At 36.6% G+C, this 17280-nt stretch carries 15 protein-coding genes and 1 pseudogene; 13 read left to right on the forward strand and 3 right to left on the reverse strand.

Annotated features, from left to right (window positions below; translation table 11 throughout):
* From BMY85_RS15680 to BMY85_RS10740, 6 genes and pseudogenes are all read left to right on the forward strand, one after another.
* Positions 1 to 436 (forward strand): endonuclease toxin domain-containing protein (locus BMY85_RS15680; protein ID WP_092478276.1); only part of this gene is annotated, 436 nt, incomplete at its 5' end.
* A gap of 13 nt (positions 437 to 449) precedes the next feature.
* On the forward strand, positions 450 to 887 hold the full coding sequence (locus tag BMY85_RS10720; RefSeq protein WP_092478277.1) for a hypothetical protein: 438 nt from the start codon (positions 450 to 452) through the stop codon (positions 885 to 887).
* An 18-nt stretch (positions 888 to 905) separates the two neighbouring features.
* Positions 906 to 1148, forward strand: a pseudogene (locus BMY85_RS10725) (endonuclease toxin domain-containing protein); the annotation flags it as partial.
* Between the two features lie 11 nt (positions 1149 to 1159).
* Positions 1160 to 1597, forward strand: coding sequence for a hypothetical protein (locus tag BMY85_RS10730; RefSeq protein ID WP_092478279.1), 438 nt, complete (start codon positions 1160 to 1162; stop codon positions 1595 to 1597).
* 399 nt (positions 1598 to 1996) lie between these two features.
* Positions 1997 to 2440, forward strand: a complete 444-nt coding sequence (locus tag BMY85_RS10735; RefSeq protein WP_092478280.1) for a hypothetical protein — start codon at positions 1997 to 1999, stop codon at positions 2438 to 2440.
* A 495-nt stretch (positions 2441 to 2935) separates the two neighbouring features.
* A complete protein-coding gene (locus tag BMY85_RS10740) occupies positions 2936 to 4447 on the forward strand; it encodes a carboxylesterase/lipase family protein (RefSeq protein ID WP_177180752.1) in 1512 nt (503 codons plus the stop codon).
* A gap of 112 nt (positions 4448 to 4559) precedes the next feature.
* Here BMY85_RS10740 and BMY85_RS10745 read toward each other — a convergent pair whose 3' ends face one another.
* The 3 genes from BMY85_RS10745 to BMY85_RS10755 are packed head-to-tail and all read right to left on the reverse strand — an operon-like array spanning position 4560 to position 7084.
* Positions 4560 to 6410, reverse strand: coding sequence for a heavy metal translocating P-type ATPase (locus BMY85_RS10745; RefSeq protein ID WP_092478282.1), 1851 nt, complete (start codon positions 6408 to 6410; stop codon positions 4560 to 4562).
* 41 nt (positions 6411 to 6451) lie between these two features.
* A complete protein-coding gene (locus BMY85_RS10750; RefSeq protein WP_092478283.1) occupies positions 6452 to 6670 on the reverse strand; it encodes a cation transporter in 219 nt (72 codons plus the stop codon).
* Between the two features lie 30 nt (positions 6671 to 6700).
* Positions 6701 to 7084 carry an ArsR/SmtB family transcription factor gene (locus BMY85_RS10755; RefSeq protein ID WP_092478284.1) on the reverse strand — a complete coding sequence of 128 codons (384 nt, stop codon included), beginning with the start codon at positions 7082 to 7084 and terminating at the stop codon, positions 6701 to 6703.
* A gap of 196 nt (positions 7085 to 7280) precedes the next feature.
* Here BMY85_RS10755 and BMY85_RS10760 point away from each other — a divergent pair, with 196 nt between their 5' ends.
* The 7 genes from BMY85_RS10760 to hisS all read left to right on the forward strand — a co-directional run bounded on the left by BMY85_RS10760 (position 7281) and on the right by hisS (position 17212).
* Positions 7281 to 9272 (forward strand): glycoside hydrolase family 31 protein, encoded by a 1992-nt coding sequence (locus BMY85_RS10760; protein WP_092478285.1) that lies wholly within the window; start codon positions 7281 to 7283, stop codon positions 9270 to 9272.
* Between the two features lie 91 nt (positions 9273 to 9363).
* Entirely contained in the window at positions 9364 to 10599 is a 1236-nt protein-coding gene (locus BMY85_RS10765) for a DUF1015 domain-containing protein (protein ID WP_092478286.1), read from the forward strand.
* Between the two features lie 263 nt (positions 10600 to 10862).
* Entirely contained in the window at positions 10863 to 13142 is a 2280-nt protein-coding gene (locus tag BMY85_RS10770; protein WP_242939729.1) for a RelA/SpoT family protein, read from the forward strand.
* 29 nt (positions 13143 to 13171) lie between these two features.
* Positions 13172 to 13828, forward strand: a complete 657-nt coding sequence (locus tag BMY85_RS10775; protein WP_092478288.1) for an MBL fold metallo-hydrolase — start codon at positions 13172 to 13174, stop codon at positions 13826 to 13828.
* A gap of 36 nt (positions 13829 to 13864) precedes the next feature.
* Positions 13865 to 15334 carry a coproporphyrinogen dehydrogenase HemZ gene (gene hemZ / locus BMY85_RS10780; RefSeq protein ID WP_092478289.1) on the forward strand — a complete coding sequence of 490 codons (1470 nt, stop codon included), beginning with the start codon at positions 13865 to 13867 and terminating at the stop codon, positions 15332 to 15334.
* Positions 15321 to 15953 (forward strand): HD-GYP domain-containing protein, encoded by a 633-nt coding sequence (locus BMY85_RS10785; protein WP_242939726.1) that lies wholly within the window; start codon positions 15321 to 15323, stop codon positions 15951 to 15953. Before hemZ ends, BMY85_RS10785 begins: the two co-directional genes overlap by 14 nt.
* Positions 15954 to 15964: 11 nt before the next feature.
* Positions 15965 to 17212, forward strand: a complete 1248-nt coding sequence (gene hisS / locus BMY85_RS10790) for a histidine--tRNA ligase (RefSeq protein ID WP_092478290.1) — start codon at positions 15965 to 15967, stop codon at positions 17210 to 17212.
* Positions 17213 to 17280 lie beyond the last annotated feature (68 nt).

Consider the following 17280-nt stretch of genomic DNA (forward strand, 5'->3'; position numbering starts at 1 on the left):
CTGCAATGCTGTTAAATATGCCAACGATATAGTATATTCAAAAGAAAATGTGTGGGAGAAGCCAGCAGTTGTAAGAGGAAATGAAATAGATGAATTGTTAGGAAATAATCTTGGACACAATTTTCCTGTAATAGACAAAATTGAAAATAGAACTATTACAAGTTTTAAGAGTATTGATTTGACATTAAAATCTTATCAGGATAAAAATAAGCTATATGGACAGCTTGCAAGGAATGTAAGGCAGTTGGAAGGTTTTTCGGGAAAGGTGTGGTCTGAACAAGAGGTATTGCTTAAAGATTATGACGCAAAAGTTTTACAAATTGCTATTTCAAAGGCAATTATCACGGGAGAGCAGAAACTTGCTTTTGATGCTGTAAAGCTGTATGCCAAAGAAAAAGGAATAAAAATAATTGTTACAGTTGTAACAAATAAATAGGAGGTAGATGAAGATGTCAAGAGCAAGTATTCACTTTGACAAGAAGAAAAATGTTTTAATTTTTCCGTCATGGAGAGATGAGAATGGTCTTTCAAGAAAGTCTATAAAATATATAAAATTAGAGGAAGAGTATGATGAGAAAAAGCTAGGTGAAAAAATTATAGAAGCTTTAGAAGTAAGTGCAATTAATGAACAAGAAAATAAATTGCAAAATACTTGGAAGCAAGCAACTAAATTACAAAGTTGGAAGGCATTTCAAAAAAAGTATGAATGTGTAATGATTGATGTGAATGACGAAGGTATCTGGTATATTGCTAAATATAGAAAACTGAAAGATGGTTCTTACGGATTAGAAAAAGGTGATGAAGAAAAATACAGTCGTGAATACACTGAACCATTAACAGCTCAACAGTTAGGACATATCGTATTAGAGATGTTAGAAATAAAATAAGAGTGTACCTCAAAATCCTATCAGACTCGAAATGGGCTGTATCATAGATTAGCAAAGTATGTGAGAGACTTAAGTGGGTTTACAGGAAAAACATGGACAACTATTGAAATAAAAGTATCTGATTATAATAAAAAAGTATTATGGCTTGCCATTCCAGATGTTACAATGAAAGGGGAACAACAGATTGCTTTGGATGCGATTAAGGTTTATGCTAAAGAACGAGGAATTAAAATTAGTATTTTGGTGATAACTTCCAAATAGGAGGGGTAGAAATGGGTAGATCAAGTATTTATTTTGATAAGAAAGGGAATGTAATTATTGTTCCATATTGGAGGGCTGAAGATGGTATTTCAAGGCAATCTATGAAATTTGCAAAACTGAATTTCGGATATAGTGAAACAGAGTTGGGAAAAGAAATACTAGATGTATTAGAAACAAGCAGAATCAATGAATATGAAGATAAAAAACAAAATCCATGGAAAGAAGCAAGCAATCTAAAAACATGGAAGGCATTTTGGAAGAAATATGAAAGTGTTATAGTAGACATTGATGAAAAAGGAATCTGGTATATTGATAAATACCGAAAACTGAAAGATGGTTCCTTCGGTTTGGAAAAAGGAGATGAGGAAAAGTACAGTCGGGAATATACCGAGCCATTAACAGCCCAACAGTTAGGACATATCGTATTAGAGATGTTAGAAATAAAATAAGAGTGTACCTCTGTTTCAATATTCCAGCAGGCAAGCTTGTAACAGCTAGGAATGTGTGAGACAGAGGCATTTTAGGCAAGATAAGAATTACGGTGTTGGAAAGAAAGCAAATATAAAGCAGAACTTAAAATATTCATAGGAGGTGCTATCTGGTTTAAAAGGATAGTACCTTTTTAAGATTATTTAGGTAAGAATGTTATCTTTACAACTAAAAGAACGAATGATGTAATTGTACAGTAAAGTGGATAGGATAAAAAAGCATTATGGCTTGCCATTCCAGATGTTACAATGAAGGGAGAGCAACAGACTGCTTTGGATGCGATTAAGGTTTATGCTAAAGAACGAGGGATTAAGATTATTATTTCAGTGATAACAAAAAAATAGGAGGAATAAAAAAATATGTTTATACAAAGTGTAAGTATTTATTTTGATAAAAAGAAAAATGTAATTATTTTTCCGATTTGGCGAGATGAAGATGGAATTCCAAGACAATCTATGAAATTTGTAAAACTGAATTTCGGATATAATGAAACAGAGTTGGGAAAAGAAATACTAGATGTGTTAGAAACAAGCCGGATCAATGAGTATGAAGATACGAAGCAGAATGCGTGGAAGGAAGCATCTAACTTAAATACATGGAAAAAGTTTCAAAAAAATTATGAAACAGTAAAAGTGGACCTATTTGAAAATAAGAAATGGAATCTGGCGAAATACCGAAAACTGAAAGATGGTTCCTTCGGTTTGGAAAAAGGAGATGAGGAAAAGTACAGTCGGGAATATACCGAGCCATTAACAGTCCAACAGTTAGGACATATTGTATTAGAGATGTTAAAAATAAAATAAGAGTGTAAGAACTGTCAATTACAAAGCATGTAAAAGTTAGGAGGTAGATGGAGATGTCAAGAGCAAGTATTCATTTTGATTAGAGGAAGAGTATGATGAGAAAAAGCTAGGTGAAAAATTATAGAAGCTTTAGAAGTAAGTGCAATTAATGAACAAGAAAATAAATTGGAAGCATATAGGTTTTCGTATAAGGATTGACAAAAATTGATTTTTCATTGTTGCTGTATTTATGGTAAAATAGTAAAGTATCTAACTTCTATATTTTATTTTTCTAAAGATACAGTTTGTGAACCTGTAACATAAGAATGCGCCCTAAAGGGCAGGACACTGGATGCACATGGATCAGTAAGGAAAAGAATAAAGGGCGTATATTTACACCTAGGCGAACCCATAAGAAACTTGTTGACACCATTGAAATGGAATAGTATCAATGAGATGGAATGGAAAAATATGCGATAAGAGAAAAATTCATCTCAATTTAAAAGGAGTATGAGAATGAACAATTGTAAAGTACAAACAAAAAACGGAACAGTGGAAGGCAAATTGGAAGATGGAGTATACCAGTGGCTAGGAATTCCTTATGCAAAGAAACCTTTAGGTGAGTATAGGTTTCGAAGAGCACAGCCAGCAGACAACTGGGAAGGGATACTGGAAACAGTAAAGTGGAGCATGAAACCGTTGCAGCCACCATTTTTGACGTCAAATCCAGATGTAGAAGAAAGTGAAGACTGTTTGTATTTAAATATCTGGTCTAGTGGGACAGGAGAAAAGAAACCAGTAGTGGTTTTTATTTATGGCAGTGCATATATTATAGGAGAAGCTTCTATGAAGACGTATGTCGGAACTAGATATGCACAGGATGGGATTGTATTAGTGACATTTAATCATAGAGTTGGAGTATTTGGCGGGTATGATCTGGCACATTATCCAGAAGGAGAAAGAGATTATGATTCGGATATTATGATAAGCGACCAGATTCAGGCTCTTCGCTGGATACACGAAAATATAGAAGCTTTTGGAGGAGATAAAGATAAAGTAACCATTATGGGAGAATCAGCTGGTGGAAGCTCCGTAATTAACCTGATTGCATCACCAGCAACAGATGGACTCTTTCATCAGGCAATTGTACAAAGTGGAGTAATTGGAGGAGCAGCAAAACCAGAAGTTGCCAAGAGGAACATGCATCTGCTTTTGGAGCATTTGCATTTGACGGAAGCAGAAATTAGTAAAATGAAAGATACAAATACAGAAGTTCTGCAGGAAGCCTCTCTCTGGCTTTTAAATAATTATACAAGGGAAAATCCAGGTATTTTTCTTCCTGGAAATGTATATGGCGGAGGATTTTTGCCTGAGCCGCCTTTAGAAGCTATGAAAAAAGGTCGTGGAAAGGGAATTCGCCTTCTGATTGGCACTAATAAAGATGAGGCAACATTATTTATTCATGGTGATTCCAGCAATATGATGTATACGAAAGAGGAGATTGAGAAGTTTTTTGAAAAATGCCATACGCCGGAAGAAGTAAGAAACAAGCTTCGTAAGTATTATAACAATTTTGAAACGGATCAGGATATTAAGAATTTTGACAGAGATTATACGTTTACTAATCAGAGTGTAATGGCAGCAGATATACAAAGCCAATCAGCAGATACATATATGTATTATTTCTCATTTGAACCAGAACCAGCAACACAGATGGGAATTGGCTGTTTTCATGGAATGGAAATTCCACTTGCAATGGGAACAGAAGATATTTCAGAGATGAAGTATTTATATGAAGCATCAGATGCTGAAGCATTGAAAAAGATGGCGGATTGTCTGTATCAGGCTTGGACCAATTTTATTAAGCTGGGCAATCCTAATGGAACTGGAGATATGCCTTGGCCAAAGTATAATACCGATACACGGAAGGTGTATGAATTAAATACAGAATGTAAGGTACTGAATAATCCATACATGGAAATGATGGAAGCATTCAAAGGATTGAAAGGGTATGAAGAAATTTCGTAAAATTGATGAAATATAGAACGGATTGTGCATAATGAATATAAAAGACCTGTTCTCAGAGTTTATATGGGAACAGGTCTTTTATTATGATAAGAAAATCGGAAGTTGCTTGCAGCTAGTTATTCTTCCAGTATAATGCTCTTGTGGCATTTAATATAGCAATGACAGATACGCCAACATCAGCAAATACTGCCATCCACATATTTGCAAGACCAAATGCACCTAGAATTAGGATCGTAAATTTTACTGCCAGTGCAAAAGAGATATTCTGGTATACGATTCTAAGGGTTTTACGGCTAATGCCAATAGCTGTTGCAATTTTACTTGGCTCATCATTCATAATTACTACATCAGCAGCTTCAATAGCAGCATCTGATCCAAGTCCACCCATAGCAATTCCTACATCAGCTCTTGTTAAGACAGGAGCATCATTGATTCCATCACCTGCAAAAGCAACATAGCCTTTTTTTCTGGCAGGGTCTAAATATTGCTCTACAATGTCAACTTTGTCACTAGGCAAGAGTTCTGTATGGATTTCACCGATTCCTAATTCTTTGCCAACAGCTTCTCCAGTAGATTTATGATCTCCCGTAAGCAAAACGGTTTTAGAAACTCCCATAGCCTTCATATCAGAGATCGCCTTTTTGGCATCTGGCTTAATTTCATCGGAAATGATTATATATCCAGCATAGTTATTTCCCACAGCAACATAAATGATAGTTCCAATAAAATCTACTTGAGGAATGGAGATGTTTTGCTGTTTCATTAATTTTGCATTTCCAGCATAGATGATTAAGTCATCTACATAGGCTTTCACACCATGACCTGCAATTTCTTCTACATCTTTAAGACGGGCAGCGTCAATTTCTTTTCCATAAGCCTGCTTAATGGATAGAGAAATAGGATGATTGCTATAATGCTCCGCATAGGCACAGTATTCTAATAGAGTATCTTTTGTAAGGCTATTGCTTTCAATCTTTGTAACTTGGAAACTGCCTTTTGTTAAGGTGCCTGTTTTATCCATTAAAATGGTATCTGTTTTAGCAAGAATTTCAAGGTAATTGCTTCCTTTTACTAAGATTCCAGCTTTGGAAGCACCGCCAATTCCACCGAAGAAACTAAGAGGCACAGAAATGACTAATGCACATGGGCAGGAAATTACAAGGAAAATTAGGCCCCTGTGAATCCATCCTGCAAAGCTTTCCTGTAAAATAACTGGTGGAAGAAATGCTAAAAGGAATGCAACAATAACTACAACAGGAGTGTAATATCTTGAAAATTTTGTTATAAACTGTTCTGCAGGTGCTTTTTTATTGCTTGCATTTTCAACAAGGTCTAAAATCCTGGATACGGTAGATTCTCCAAATTCTTTTGTAACTTTCATGCGCACTATGCCAGATAAATTAATCGTACCGCTAAGGATGGTGTCTCCTTTTTGGATAGTCCTTGGAATGGATTCCCCAGTTAATGCAGAAGTATCTAAAGAAGAATTCCCTTCTATGACAATACCATCCAGAGGTACTTTTTCACCTGGTTTGATGAAAATAATATCATCAATCAAGACTTCTTCAGGGTCAACATCTTCGAGTTGTCCATTGTGTTCTATATGTGCAATGTCAGGACAGATATCCATCAAATCAGAGATGGATTGTCTGGACTTTCCAACTGCAGTTTTTTCAAATAATTCGCCAATCTGGTAAAAAATCATAACGGCAACACCTTCTGGATATTCTCCAATTAGGAAGGCACCGATGGTTGCAAGGGACATTAAAAAATTTTCGTCAAATACTTGCCCTTTAAGAATATTCCTGCCCGCTTTCATAAGAACTGGATATCCTACTAGTAAATAAGATGCTAGGAAAAACAAAAACGTAACTGGCCCAGAAACAGGAAGCAGTTCGCCAAGCAGGAAGAGCACAAAACTGATTATAATTTTATACAAAGTCTTTTTCTGCTTTTTTGTCATATTTCAGCCTCCTTTCATTCTGCTATCAGGTAAGGGATGTTCTATCGAATAATATGGCAGTCAGGTTCCACTTTGTTAATTGTTTTTTGAACCGCATCCATTGTTGTATCAAATTTGTCATCCTGAATGTCAATCGTAAGTTTCTGTGTCATAAAATTTACACGGACAGAATTTACGTTTTCCATTTTACTAATGGCCTCTTCCATTTTTGCTGCACAGTTTGCACAATCCAGATCTTCTAATTTAAATACTTTTTTCATAAAAATACCGCCTTTCTATATTGGTTTTATTTATTCGTTAATATGTTCCATGCCTTGATTGATGATAGAGCGTACATGTTCATCAGCTAAGGAGTAAATAATGTTCTTTCCTTCTCGACGGAACCGTACAAGCCGGTTTTGTTTTAAGACACGAAGCTGATGGGAAATAGCACTTTGAGTCATATTGAGAATTTCAGCAATGTCACAAACGCACATTTCGCTTTCAAATAATACATATAGTATCTTAATTCTAGTAGTGTCCCCAAAAACTTTAAATAATTCGGCTAAATCATATAGATATTCTTCAGCTGGCATATTGTTAAAAGCCTGCTGCACTACTTCCGGATGAACGCACTGTATGTCACAGGTTTCAACGTGAAAATTGTGGGCATGTTCCGTATCGTTTTTACTCATAATTGCAATCCTCCTTCTGATTCAGATTATGCAAAAACATATTAACATGTGAATCATTGTTCATATGTTAATGTTATACCAATGTAAAAGATTTGTCAACAGAAAATTGATATAAGATCCAAAAAACCTTGCTTGACTTTCAATAGGGTAAATGATAAAAAAGAGTAAAAATATATAGTAAGGCAAAGGAGAAGCTATGATTCAAAAGTATTCATTTGAAAATTCTATACCAACAGATTCCGTTGTAATGGATATTCCTGTAAGTACAAAGATGCCAGAGTACTTAACAGTAGTGAAAGAAGAAAAACATATTATATATCATATGAAGAGACAAGATATTGTGTACGGTTTAGGGGAGGCTACACGTGGCATAAATAAAAGAGGATATATATATTCCTCTAACTGTAGTGATGAATGTTCCCACACAGAAGAGAAACAGTCTTTATATGGTGCCCACAATGTTCTTTTTGTAAAGGGAAAAAGAAACTTTGGATTATTTGTAGATACTTCACAACGTGTGACGTTTGATATAGGCTATACAGATATGGATCAGCTGCTTATTAGAGTAGAAAACGGTGGATTTGATTTATATCTTGTAGAAGGGGAAAGTCTAGATGAGATAGTGGCAGAATTTCGTGGCCTCATTGGGCAAAGCTATATTGCTCCCAAATGGGCATTTGGCTATCAGCAAAGCAGATGGGGATATAAGTCAGAGGAAGATATCCGTAATGTAGCAAGTCAGTATGAACAGGCGGACATGCCATTAGAAGCCATTTATCTTGATATCGATTACATGGAACGATACAAAGATTTTACAATAAATACAGAAACATTTCCACAATTTGAACAGCTTGTATCAGATATGAAAGAGAAAGGGATTCATCTGGTTCCTATCATAGATGCAGGTGTAAAAATAGAGAAAGGATATGAGGTTTACGAGGAAGGTGTAGAAAAAGGGTATTTTTGCAAAACAGAAGATGGTGAATATTTCACAGCAGGAGTATGGCCTGGAAAATGCCACTTTCCTGATTTTATGGATAAAGATGCAAGAATATGGTTTGGAAGCAAGTATAGCTTTTTAATAGACAAAGGAATTGATGGTTTCTGGAATGATATGAATGAACCTGCTCTGTTTTATACAGATAAAGGCGTGAAAGAATTTTTTGAATTTGCAGATACATTACGAGGAGAAAATCTAGATATTGACAAGGTGTTTGCACTTCGTGATAAAATGGAGCATTTGTCCAATAATGAAGAGGACTATCGCAGTTTTTACCATAAGCTCAATGGGAAAATGATTTGCCACGACCAAGTCCATAACCTGTATGGATATTTTATGACTCGTGCCGCCAGAGAGGCTTTTGACTTGCTTTATCCAGATAGGGAAATTTTGTTATTTTCTCGTGCTTCGTGTATTGGTTCTCACCGTTATGGAGGAATCTGGACTGGTGATAACTGTTCCTGGTGGTCACATTTGCTTTTGAATATCAAAATGATGCCTTCTCTTAATATGTGTGGATATTTGTATACTGGTGCAGATATTGGGGGATTTGGCTGTAATATATCAGAAGAACTGATGATACGCTGGATTCAGTTTGGGGTATTTACTCCATTGTTCCGAAATCATAGTGCTTTGGGAACAAGAGAACAGGAATTGTATCGTTTTAAAAATCAAGATGTGATGCGTAATATCCTGAAGCTGCGTTATAGTCTTATACCGTATCTATATAGTGAATATTTAAAAGCAGCCTTTCAGAATACCATGCTGTTTCGTCCATTGGCATTTGCATATCCAGAGGATGCACATTGCGAACAGGTGGAGGATGAACTATTATTAGGAGAGAGCCTGCTTTTAGCTCCCGTATATGAGCAGAATGCCAGAGGCCGTTATGTGTATTTGCCAGAGAAAATGTTATGTATCAAATACCGCAGTCTTACGGATATGGAGCAGACTGTATATGAAAAAGGACATCATTATATAAAAGCTGGTTTAGAGGAATGTATCTTCTTTATTCGTCCAAATCGTCTGCTGGTTCTTGGAAATGAAGCAAACCGAACTACTGAACTTAAGGAAGAAGCTTATCAGGTAATCGGGTTTGAAGCAGAAGAAGCAGTGTATGAGCTGTGGAACGGCTATGTGGTGAAAAATGGGTTGCGTAAACCTAAAAAGAAGTGCTATACTTTATAAAGATTTTAAAGTAAATTTGCAAAAATATATAAAAAGGGAATGTACTTCCCTTTTTATTATATGTAATAAGAATGAAATAGGAGGATAAAGAATGGCAACAGTAAGACCTTTTCAATGTGTTAGGCCAGACAAGAAAGTAGTGGATCGTGTGGCAGCACTTCCATATGATGTTTACAACCGAGAAGAAGCAAAGAGAGTGGTAAAAGAGGAACCGCTGTCTTTTTTGAATATTGATCGTGCGGAAACACAATTTGATGACAGTGTAGATACTTATGATGCCCGTGTGTATCAGAAAGCCAGTGAACTGTTACATAGCTGGATGGATAATGGGACATTTATTAAGGATGAAACAGAAAGCTATTATGTGTACGAACTGATTATGGATGGACGTTCCCAGACTGGCATTGTGGCATGTTCTTCTATTGACGATTATGCCAATAATGTGATTAAGAAACATGAAAACACACGTGCAGATAAGGAAATAGACCGGATTAATCATGTAGATATCTGCAGTGCCCAGACAGGACCTATTTTTCTTGCGTACCGTTCAAAAGAAGAGATTAATGCAGTAGTAGATAAGGTGACAAAAACAGAAGCTTTATATGGGTTTACCACAGAAGATGGCGTAACACACAATGTCTGGAAAATAAGTGACAGCAATGAAGTGCAGGCAATAAAAGAAGCATTTGCAAAGATTCAGGAGATTTATATTGCAGATGGCCATCATAGAGCAGCATCAGCAGTGAAAGTGGGATTAAAACGCAGGGAAGAAAATCCAGGTTACACAGGAGAAGAGGAATTTAATTATTTCTTATCTGTCCTGTTTCCACATGATCAGCTTATGATTATGGATTACAATCGTACAGTAAAAGATTTGAATGGATATTCTAAAGACGAATTTTTTGAAAAAATCAGAGAACACTTTGAACTGGAAGAAATAGAAGGAAAAGCATCTCCTGCCAAAAAAGCGGAATTTACTATGTATTTAGAAGGCAGATGGTATCGTTTAACAGCCAAAAAAGAATTGCAGGATATTACAGATGCAGTGGCGAGTCTTGATGTTTCCTTATTACAGGATTATTTACTGGGACCTGTTCTTGGAATTCAAGATCCAAGAACGGATAAACGGATTGATTTTATTGGTGGAATTCGAGGCCTGGAAGAATTAGAACGTCGTGCAGACAGCGATATGAAAGTATCATTTGCGATGTATCCTACATCCATAACAGAATTATTTGATGTAGCAGATGCCAAGAAATTAATGCCACCGAAATCAACATGGTTTGAGCCGAAACTGCGAAGCGGTATTTTTATTCATGAAATTTAGGGAGCAATAGGGAACGGTTATAGTAAGAGGGAGATAGGAATGCATAAAAACAGGGTATTTTCTTTTGTGATATAAATAATTACCCAAGAAACAGGGGGAGGCATACGAAGGGAAAACGAAACTGAACCATATTTTTTCAGAACCACCCATAAAATGTGAAAGGTTGATTTTTTACACATTTCTTATTATAATAAGTAATTATTATTATAGAGAAATTCTAAACTGGGGGTGATATCATGGACTTTATTGGCAACGGACTTGAAATGGCGAAGAAAATAGCAAAAAAGGATCATGCTAGTCTGTCAACACCAGCTGATTTTACAGAACCTGAGATTTTATATGACAAATTAATAGAGATAATAAGAAATTATCATCCTTCGGCTGATCTTTCCATGATTGAGAAGGCATACAAAATAGCATATAATGCCCACAAGGACCAGTATAGAAAGTCAGGAGAACCTTACATTATACATCCTTTGTGTGTGGCTATTATTTTAGCAGAACTTGAGTTAGACAAAGAGACAATAGTTGCTGGAATTTTGCACGATGTGGTGGAAGATACAATTTGTACAGTAGAAGAACTGTCTATTGAGTTTAGTGACGAAATAGCTTTGCTGGTAGATGGAGTGACGAAGCTTACAAATTTGAATTATCAGGCCGATAAAGTGGAACTGCAGGCAGAGAATTTAAGAAAGATGTTTCTGGCGATGGCAAAGGATATTCGTGTTATTCTGATAAAATTAGCAGACCGTCTTCATAATATGCGTACCTTGCAGTATATGAAACCGGAAAAGCAAAAGGAAAAAGCCAGGGAAACAATGGATATCTATGCTCCTATTGCCCAGAGGCTGGGTATTTCCAAGATAAAGATCGAACTGGATGATTTATCTTTAAAATATTTAGAGGCAGACGTTTATAAAGAACTTTTAGAAAAAATAGAGACGAAAAAGAGTGACAGGGAAGCATTCATTAATGGAATTGTGGAAGAGGTTACTTATCATATAAAAAATGCCAATATTGATGCAGATATTGATGGCCGTGTGAAGCATCTGTTTAGTATTTACAGAAAGATGCTAAACCAGAATAAAACATTGGAACAGATTTACGATTTATTTGCAGTTCGTATTATTGTGGAATCTGTAAAAGACTGTTATGCAGCACTGGGTATTATCCATGAGATGTATAAACCAATTCCAGGACGTTTCAAGGATTATATTGCTATGCCAAAGCCAAATATGTACCAGTCTCTGCATACGACGTTAATTGGACCAAATGGACAGCCATTTGAAATCCAGATTCGTACTTATGAAATGCATCGTATTGCCGAATATGGTATTGCTGCCCACTGGAAATACAAAGAAGGCAGTGACGGAAAAAATACAAAAGATAATGAAGAAGCAAAATTGACATGGCTTAGGCAGATTCTGGAATGGCAAAGGGAAATGTCCGATAACAAGGAATTTTTAAGCCTGTTAAAGAGTGATTTGGATTTATTTTCAGAGAGCGTATACTGCTTTACTCCGTCAGGGGATGTAAAAAACCTGCCAACAGGATCTACCCCTGTAGATTTTGCCTATAGTATACACAGTGCTGTTGGCAATAAAATGGTTGGTGCCAGAGTCAATGGAAAACTGGTAAATATCAATTACCAGATACAGAATGGTGACCGGATTGAAATTCTGACCTCACAGAACTCTAAAGGACCAAGCCGTGACTGGCTTTCCCAGGTGAAAAGCACACAGGCAAAGAATAAGATTAATCAGTGGTTTAAGGCACAGTTAAAAGAAGACAATATTATACGTGGAAAAGAAATGCTGACTGCTTATTGCAAGACGAAGTCTATTGTGTTAAGTGACCTTCTAAAGCCTGAGTTTATGCATGAATGCATGCACAAGTACGGGTTCCGTGACTGGGATTCGGTATATGCGGCATTGGGCCATGGCGGCTTAAAAGAGGGACAGGTCATTAATAAATTACAAGAAGGCTATGTAAAGAAGCACCGTAAAGAGATTACGGATGAACGTGTTATGGAAACCATTCAGGAAGTGAAGGATAACAAGCCAGCCTCTATAGGGAAATCAAAAGGCGGCATTGTAGTAGAAGGAATTCATGACGTTGCAGTTCGTTTCTCCAAATGCTGCAGTCCAGTGCCAGGAGATGAAATTATTGGATTTGTAACAAGAGGAAGAGGCGTTTCGATTCATAGAACAGACTGTATTAATATTTTACAGCTTCCAGAAGAAGACAGAGTCCGCTTAATTGAAGCTGAGTGGAGTACGGCATCTTCTAAAGCCAGCAACGAGCTGTATACAGCGGAGATTAAAATTTATGCGAAAAACCGTACAGGTGTACTTGTAGATGTATCGAAAGCATTTACGGAAGATAAGATTGATGTAACTTCTATGACGGTCCGGACAAGCAAACAGGGAACGGCTACCATCAGTGTTGCTTTTGAAATTCAGGGAGTACAGCAGCTTAGCGTAATTTGTGGTAAACTTCGAAATATAGATGGTGTATTAGATATAGAGAGAACGTCGGGCTGACTATCAGCGTGACAGATTGGAGTTTAAGTATGCAGGATAATTTTGAATTAAATGGGTTAAAGGTAAAAGTTTTAATAGTAGGAATGGTACAGACCAACTGCTATGTGTTATCCAATGTACATTCTAAGAAAGCGGTAGTTGTAGATCCGGGGGATCAGGGCAAAAGAATCTTAAGTTATTTAAGAGAAGAAGGATTGGAATTAGAAGGAATCCTTTTGACTCATGGACATTTTGATCATATTATGGCAGTGAAAGACATACTGGAAAATTATCATGTGCCTGTTTATGCTTTTGAAGAAGAACAGGATTTATTAGAAGATGCAAGACTCAATTGTTCTGTTCAGATGGGACGAATGGCAACAGTAATGGGTGCGTTTTATAAAAAGGCCAATGACACATTTGAAGCAGCTGGTTTTCCAGTGAAGTTAATTGGAACCCCAGGACATACAAAGGGTTCTTGCTGTTTTTACTTTGAAAAAAATGGATGTTTATTCAGTGGAGATACTTTGTTCATGGAATCTGTTGGAAGAACAGATCTTCCAACAGGGAATGGGCAAAGGATTGTGGAATCTGTTCGATCACTAATGAATCTTCCAGCGGATACCATTGTTTTTACAGGACATGGTGAAGCGACTACCATTAAATATGAAAGTGCCAATAATCCATTTCTGCATGGATGGGAATAGAAGAAAACGTAATATTGGAAACAAGGAAGAAGTAACATGTATATATATATGACAGAAGACATGTTTTCCTATGAGATACTTGCATTAGTGAAAGCATTTTATCCAGAAGAATCACATGTTCTAAAAATGACAGAGCCAGAAGGCGAAGAGGATTTTCTTTTTCTTAAGTTTACAGACAAGGAAGTCTGCGTCATGGGAAGGCGAAGCGGACATTGCCTATCCGAACAGAAGGAAGAAATTACACGAACAGACAGAAGGTTGTGTAAAGACAGTGTAAAGAAGGCTGTTTACCGTATTTTGCATGAAAGCAGTCCTGTTACTTTGCCTTGGGGAACTCTTACGGGGGTACGTCCGACAAAGCTCTTTATGGAGCTGATTGAACAGGGAATGACAAAAGAAGAAATCAAAGCTTTTATGCAAAACAGATATCTGGTGACGGAAGAAAAAACAGAATTGGGCTGCCAGATAGTAAAGACGGAACAGGAACTGCTTCATAAGATTGACTATAAAAACAGTTACAGTATATATATTGGAATTCCATTCTGTCCAACTACATGTCTGTACTGTTCTTTTACCTCTTATGCATTGAAACAGTATTCTTCCTATGTAGAGAATTATCTGGAAGCATTATTTCAGGAAATTGAGTTTGTATCTGACTGTTTGCCAGACAAAAAACTGGCAACGGTTTATATAGGTGGAGGAACGCCTACGACTTTAAATGTGGGACAGCTTGAGGCGCTGCTAAAAAAGGTGAAGGAATCTTTTGACTTTACACATGTAGCAGAATTTACAGTAGAAGCAGGAAGGCCTGATAGCATTACAAAAGAAAAGCTTGAGCTGTTAAAGCAGTATGGTGTAACTAGAATTTCCATTAATCCTCAGACTATGAAAGATGAGACTTTGCATATTATCGGAAGAAATCATTCCGTTGAGGATGTGAAACGAACATTTTTACAGGCAAGAGAAGCTGGACATGAGAATATTAACATGGACTTAATTGTTGGGCTGCCAAATGAAACAGAAGAAGATGTACAAAAGACATTAGAAGCGGTTATGGCTTTAGAGCCAGACAGCATTACAGTCCATTCGCTTGTGTTAAAGAGAGCAGCAGTTTTAAATATGCAACGGGATTCTTATAAAGAGTTTACCTTTGGTGACGTGGATAAGATGATAAAGTTAGGAGCTGATTTTGCGAAAGAAGCAGGAATGAAACCTTATTATATGTACAGACAGAAAAATGCCAATGGAAGCAGGAACAGCAGCAGAGAGAATATTGGTTATGCACTGGAAGGAAAAGAGGGCATTTACAATATTCTGATTATGGAAGAAAAACACACGATCTTAGCGTTAGGAGCAGGGGCTTCTTCTAAGTTTGTGTATCCTGTGACAGGACGTATTCAAAGAATTGAAAATGTAAAGAATGTAAATGAGTATGTGGAACGTATTGAAGAAATGATTTTAAGAAAGAAATCGTTTATAGAAGGGGAATATAATGTGTCTGACTGAACAAAACAAGGAACCAGAAGATGCAATGAGACTCGCCGTAAAAGAGGATTTGGAATATGCCATTAACCATGGGATTATCGTGAGCAATCTGGCATATTACGTGGCAAAGGAACTTGGGAAAGATGACAGTTTCTGCAGTAACATTGCAATGGCAGGAATGCTTCATGATATAGGAAAGCTGAAGCTTAGCAAATATTTATATGGCAGAAAGAAAGATACGCTAAAGATTGAGGAAATCAAGTATGTCAGGATGCACTCGACCTTTAGTTATAAAATTCTCAAAGAAATGGGATTTCAAAAGGAAATTCTAGAAGCTGTGTACTATCATCATGAAAATTATGATGGTACAGGCTATCCGGATAACCTGAAAGAAAAAGCAATCCCACTTAGTGCCAGAATTTTACGGACTTGTGATGTATTTGCAGCTTTGGTTTCAAACAGGCCATACCGGGAAGCGTTCGATATTGATACCGCAATTGAATTAATGATAGATGAATATAAAAATTTTGATATGAAAGTATTTTTAGCATTTCAGCGGTTTATTAACTCGGAGCAGTTTAAGCCGGTTAAGGAACTGATCTGTGAGAAAGAAAATGAGATAAGCGCAATAATAGATTAAGGAGGAACAACATGATTACACAAAGACCAAAAGGAACTCAGGACTGGTTTGGTGACAATATGCACAAACGTACGGTAATCGAAAAGCTTGCAAGAGAGCTTTGCAGAACATACAACATAAAGGAAGTGATTACGCCAGTTTTTGAACATACGGTACTTTTCCAGCGGGGTGTTGGTGAAACAACAGACGTGGTACAAAAAGAAATGTATACATTTGAAGATAAGGGCAGCAGAAGCATTACTTTAAAGCCGGAAGGTACGGCAGGTGCTATTCGTGCTTATCTTGAAAATAATCTGTATGCAGAGAGCCAGCCAATCAAAATGTTCTATGTAACACCAGCATTTCGTTATGAACAGCCACAAAGTGGACGTTTAAGACAGCATCATCAGTTTGGTGTGGAATTTGTTGGTTCCAAAAGCCCACTTGCAGAGGTGGAGCTGATTACTCTGATTACAACATTTATTAAGAGAATTGGTTTGAGAGATGCGAAACTTCATATCAACAGTATTGGATGTAAAGAATGCAGAAAAACTTACAATGATGCATTGCTTGCATATTTATCAAAATATGAAAAGGATCTTTGTCCAACTTGTAGAGAACGTATGAAGAAAAATCCTCTACGTGTTATTGACTGTAAAGTGCCAAGCTGTAAAGAAATCGTTGCCAATGCACCTCGTACCATTGATTATTTAGATGATGAGTGCAGGGAACATTTTGAAGAATTACAGGCATTATTAACAGAATTAAATATCCCTTACGAAATTGACACAGGTATTGTCCGTGGATTGGATTATTATACAAAGACGGTATTTGAGTTTGTAAATGAGGAAGGTTTTACTCTTTGTGGTGGTGGCCGTTACGATAACTTAGTACATGAAATTGATGAAAAGCAGAATATTCCTTCTGTTGGTTTCGGTATGGGTATCGAAAGAATTATCTATTTCCTTGAGAAAGAAGGAACAGAAGTTGAACCAGCTCCTGAAATCTCTTTATATGTAGGCATTCTTGGCAAAGAAGCAAAGGCAAGAGCTTATAAGATTGTAAATGACATGCGTTTAAATGGTATTGTAGTAGAAACAGATTATCTTGACCGCAGTGTAAAAGCACAGATGAAATATGCCAATAAAATTGGTGCGAAAAATACAGTAATTATCGGACAGGATGAGCTAGACAACAATAAAGCTGTGATTAAGAATATGGAGACACATGAGCAGACAGAGGTTGCGTTAGATGCTATTAGTGCATATTTTTCCAAGTAAGAAGTCATAAAACTTATGGTGCTTATGTAATATAAAATGAAAGATATCCCAATGAATTCGGATTTGTA

Source organism: [Clostridium] polysaccharolyticum (assembly GCF_900111595.1).
GTDB lineage: Bacteria > Bacillota > Clostridia > Lachnospirales > Lachnospiraceae > Clostridium_AI > Clostridium_AI polysaccharolyticum.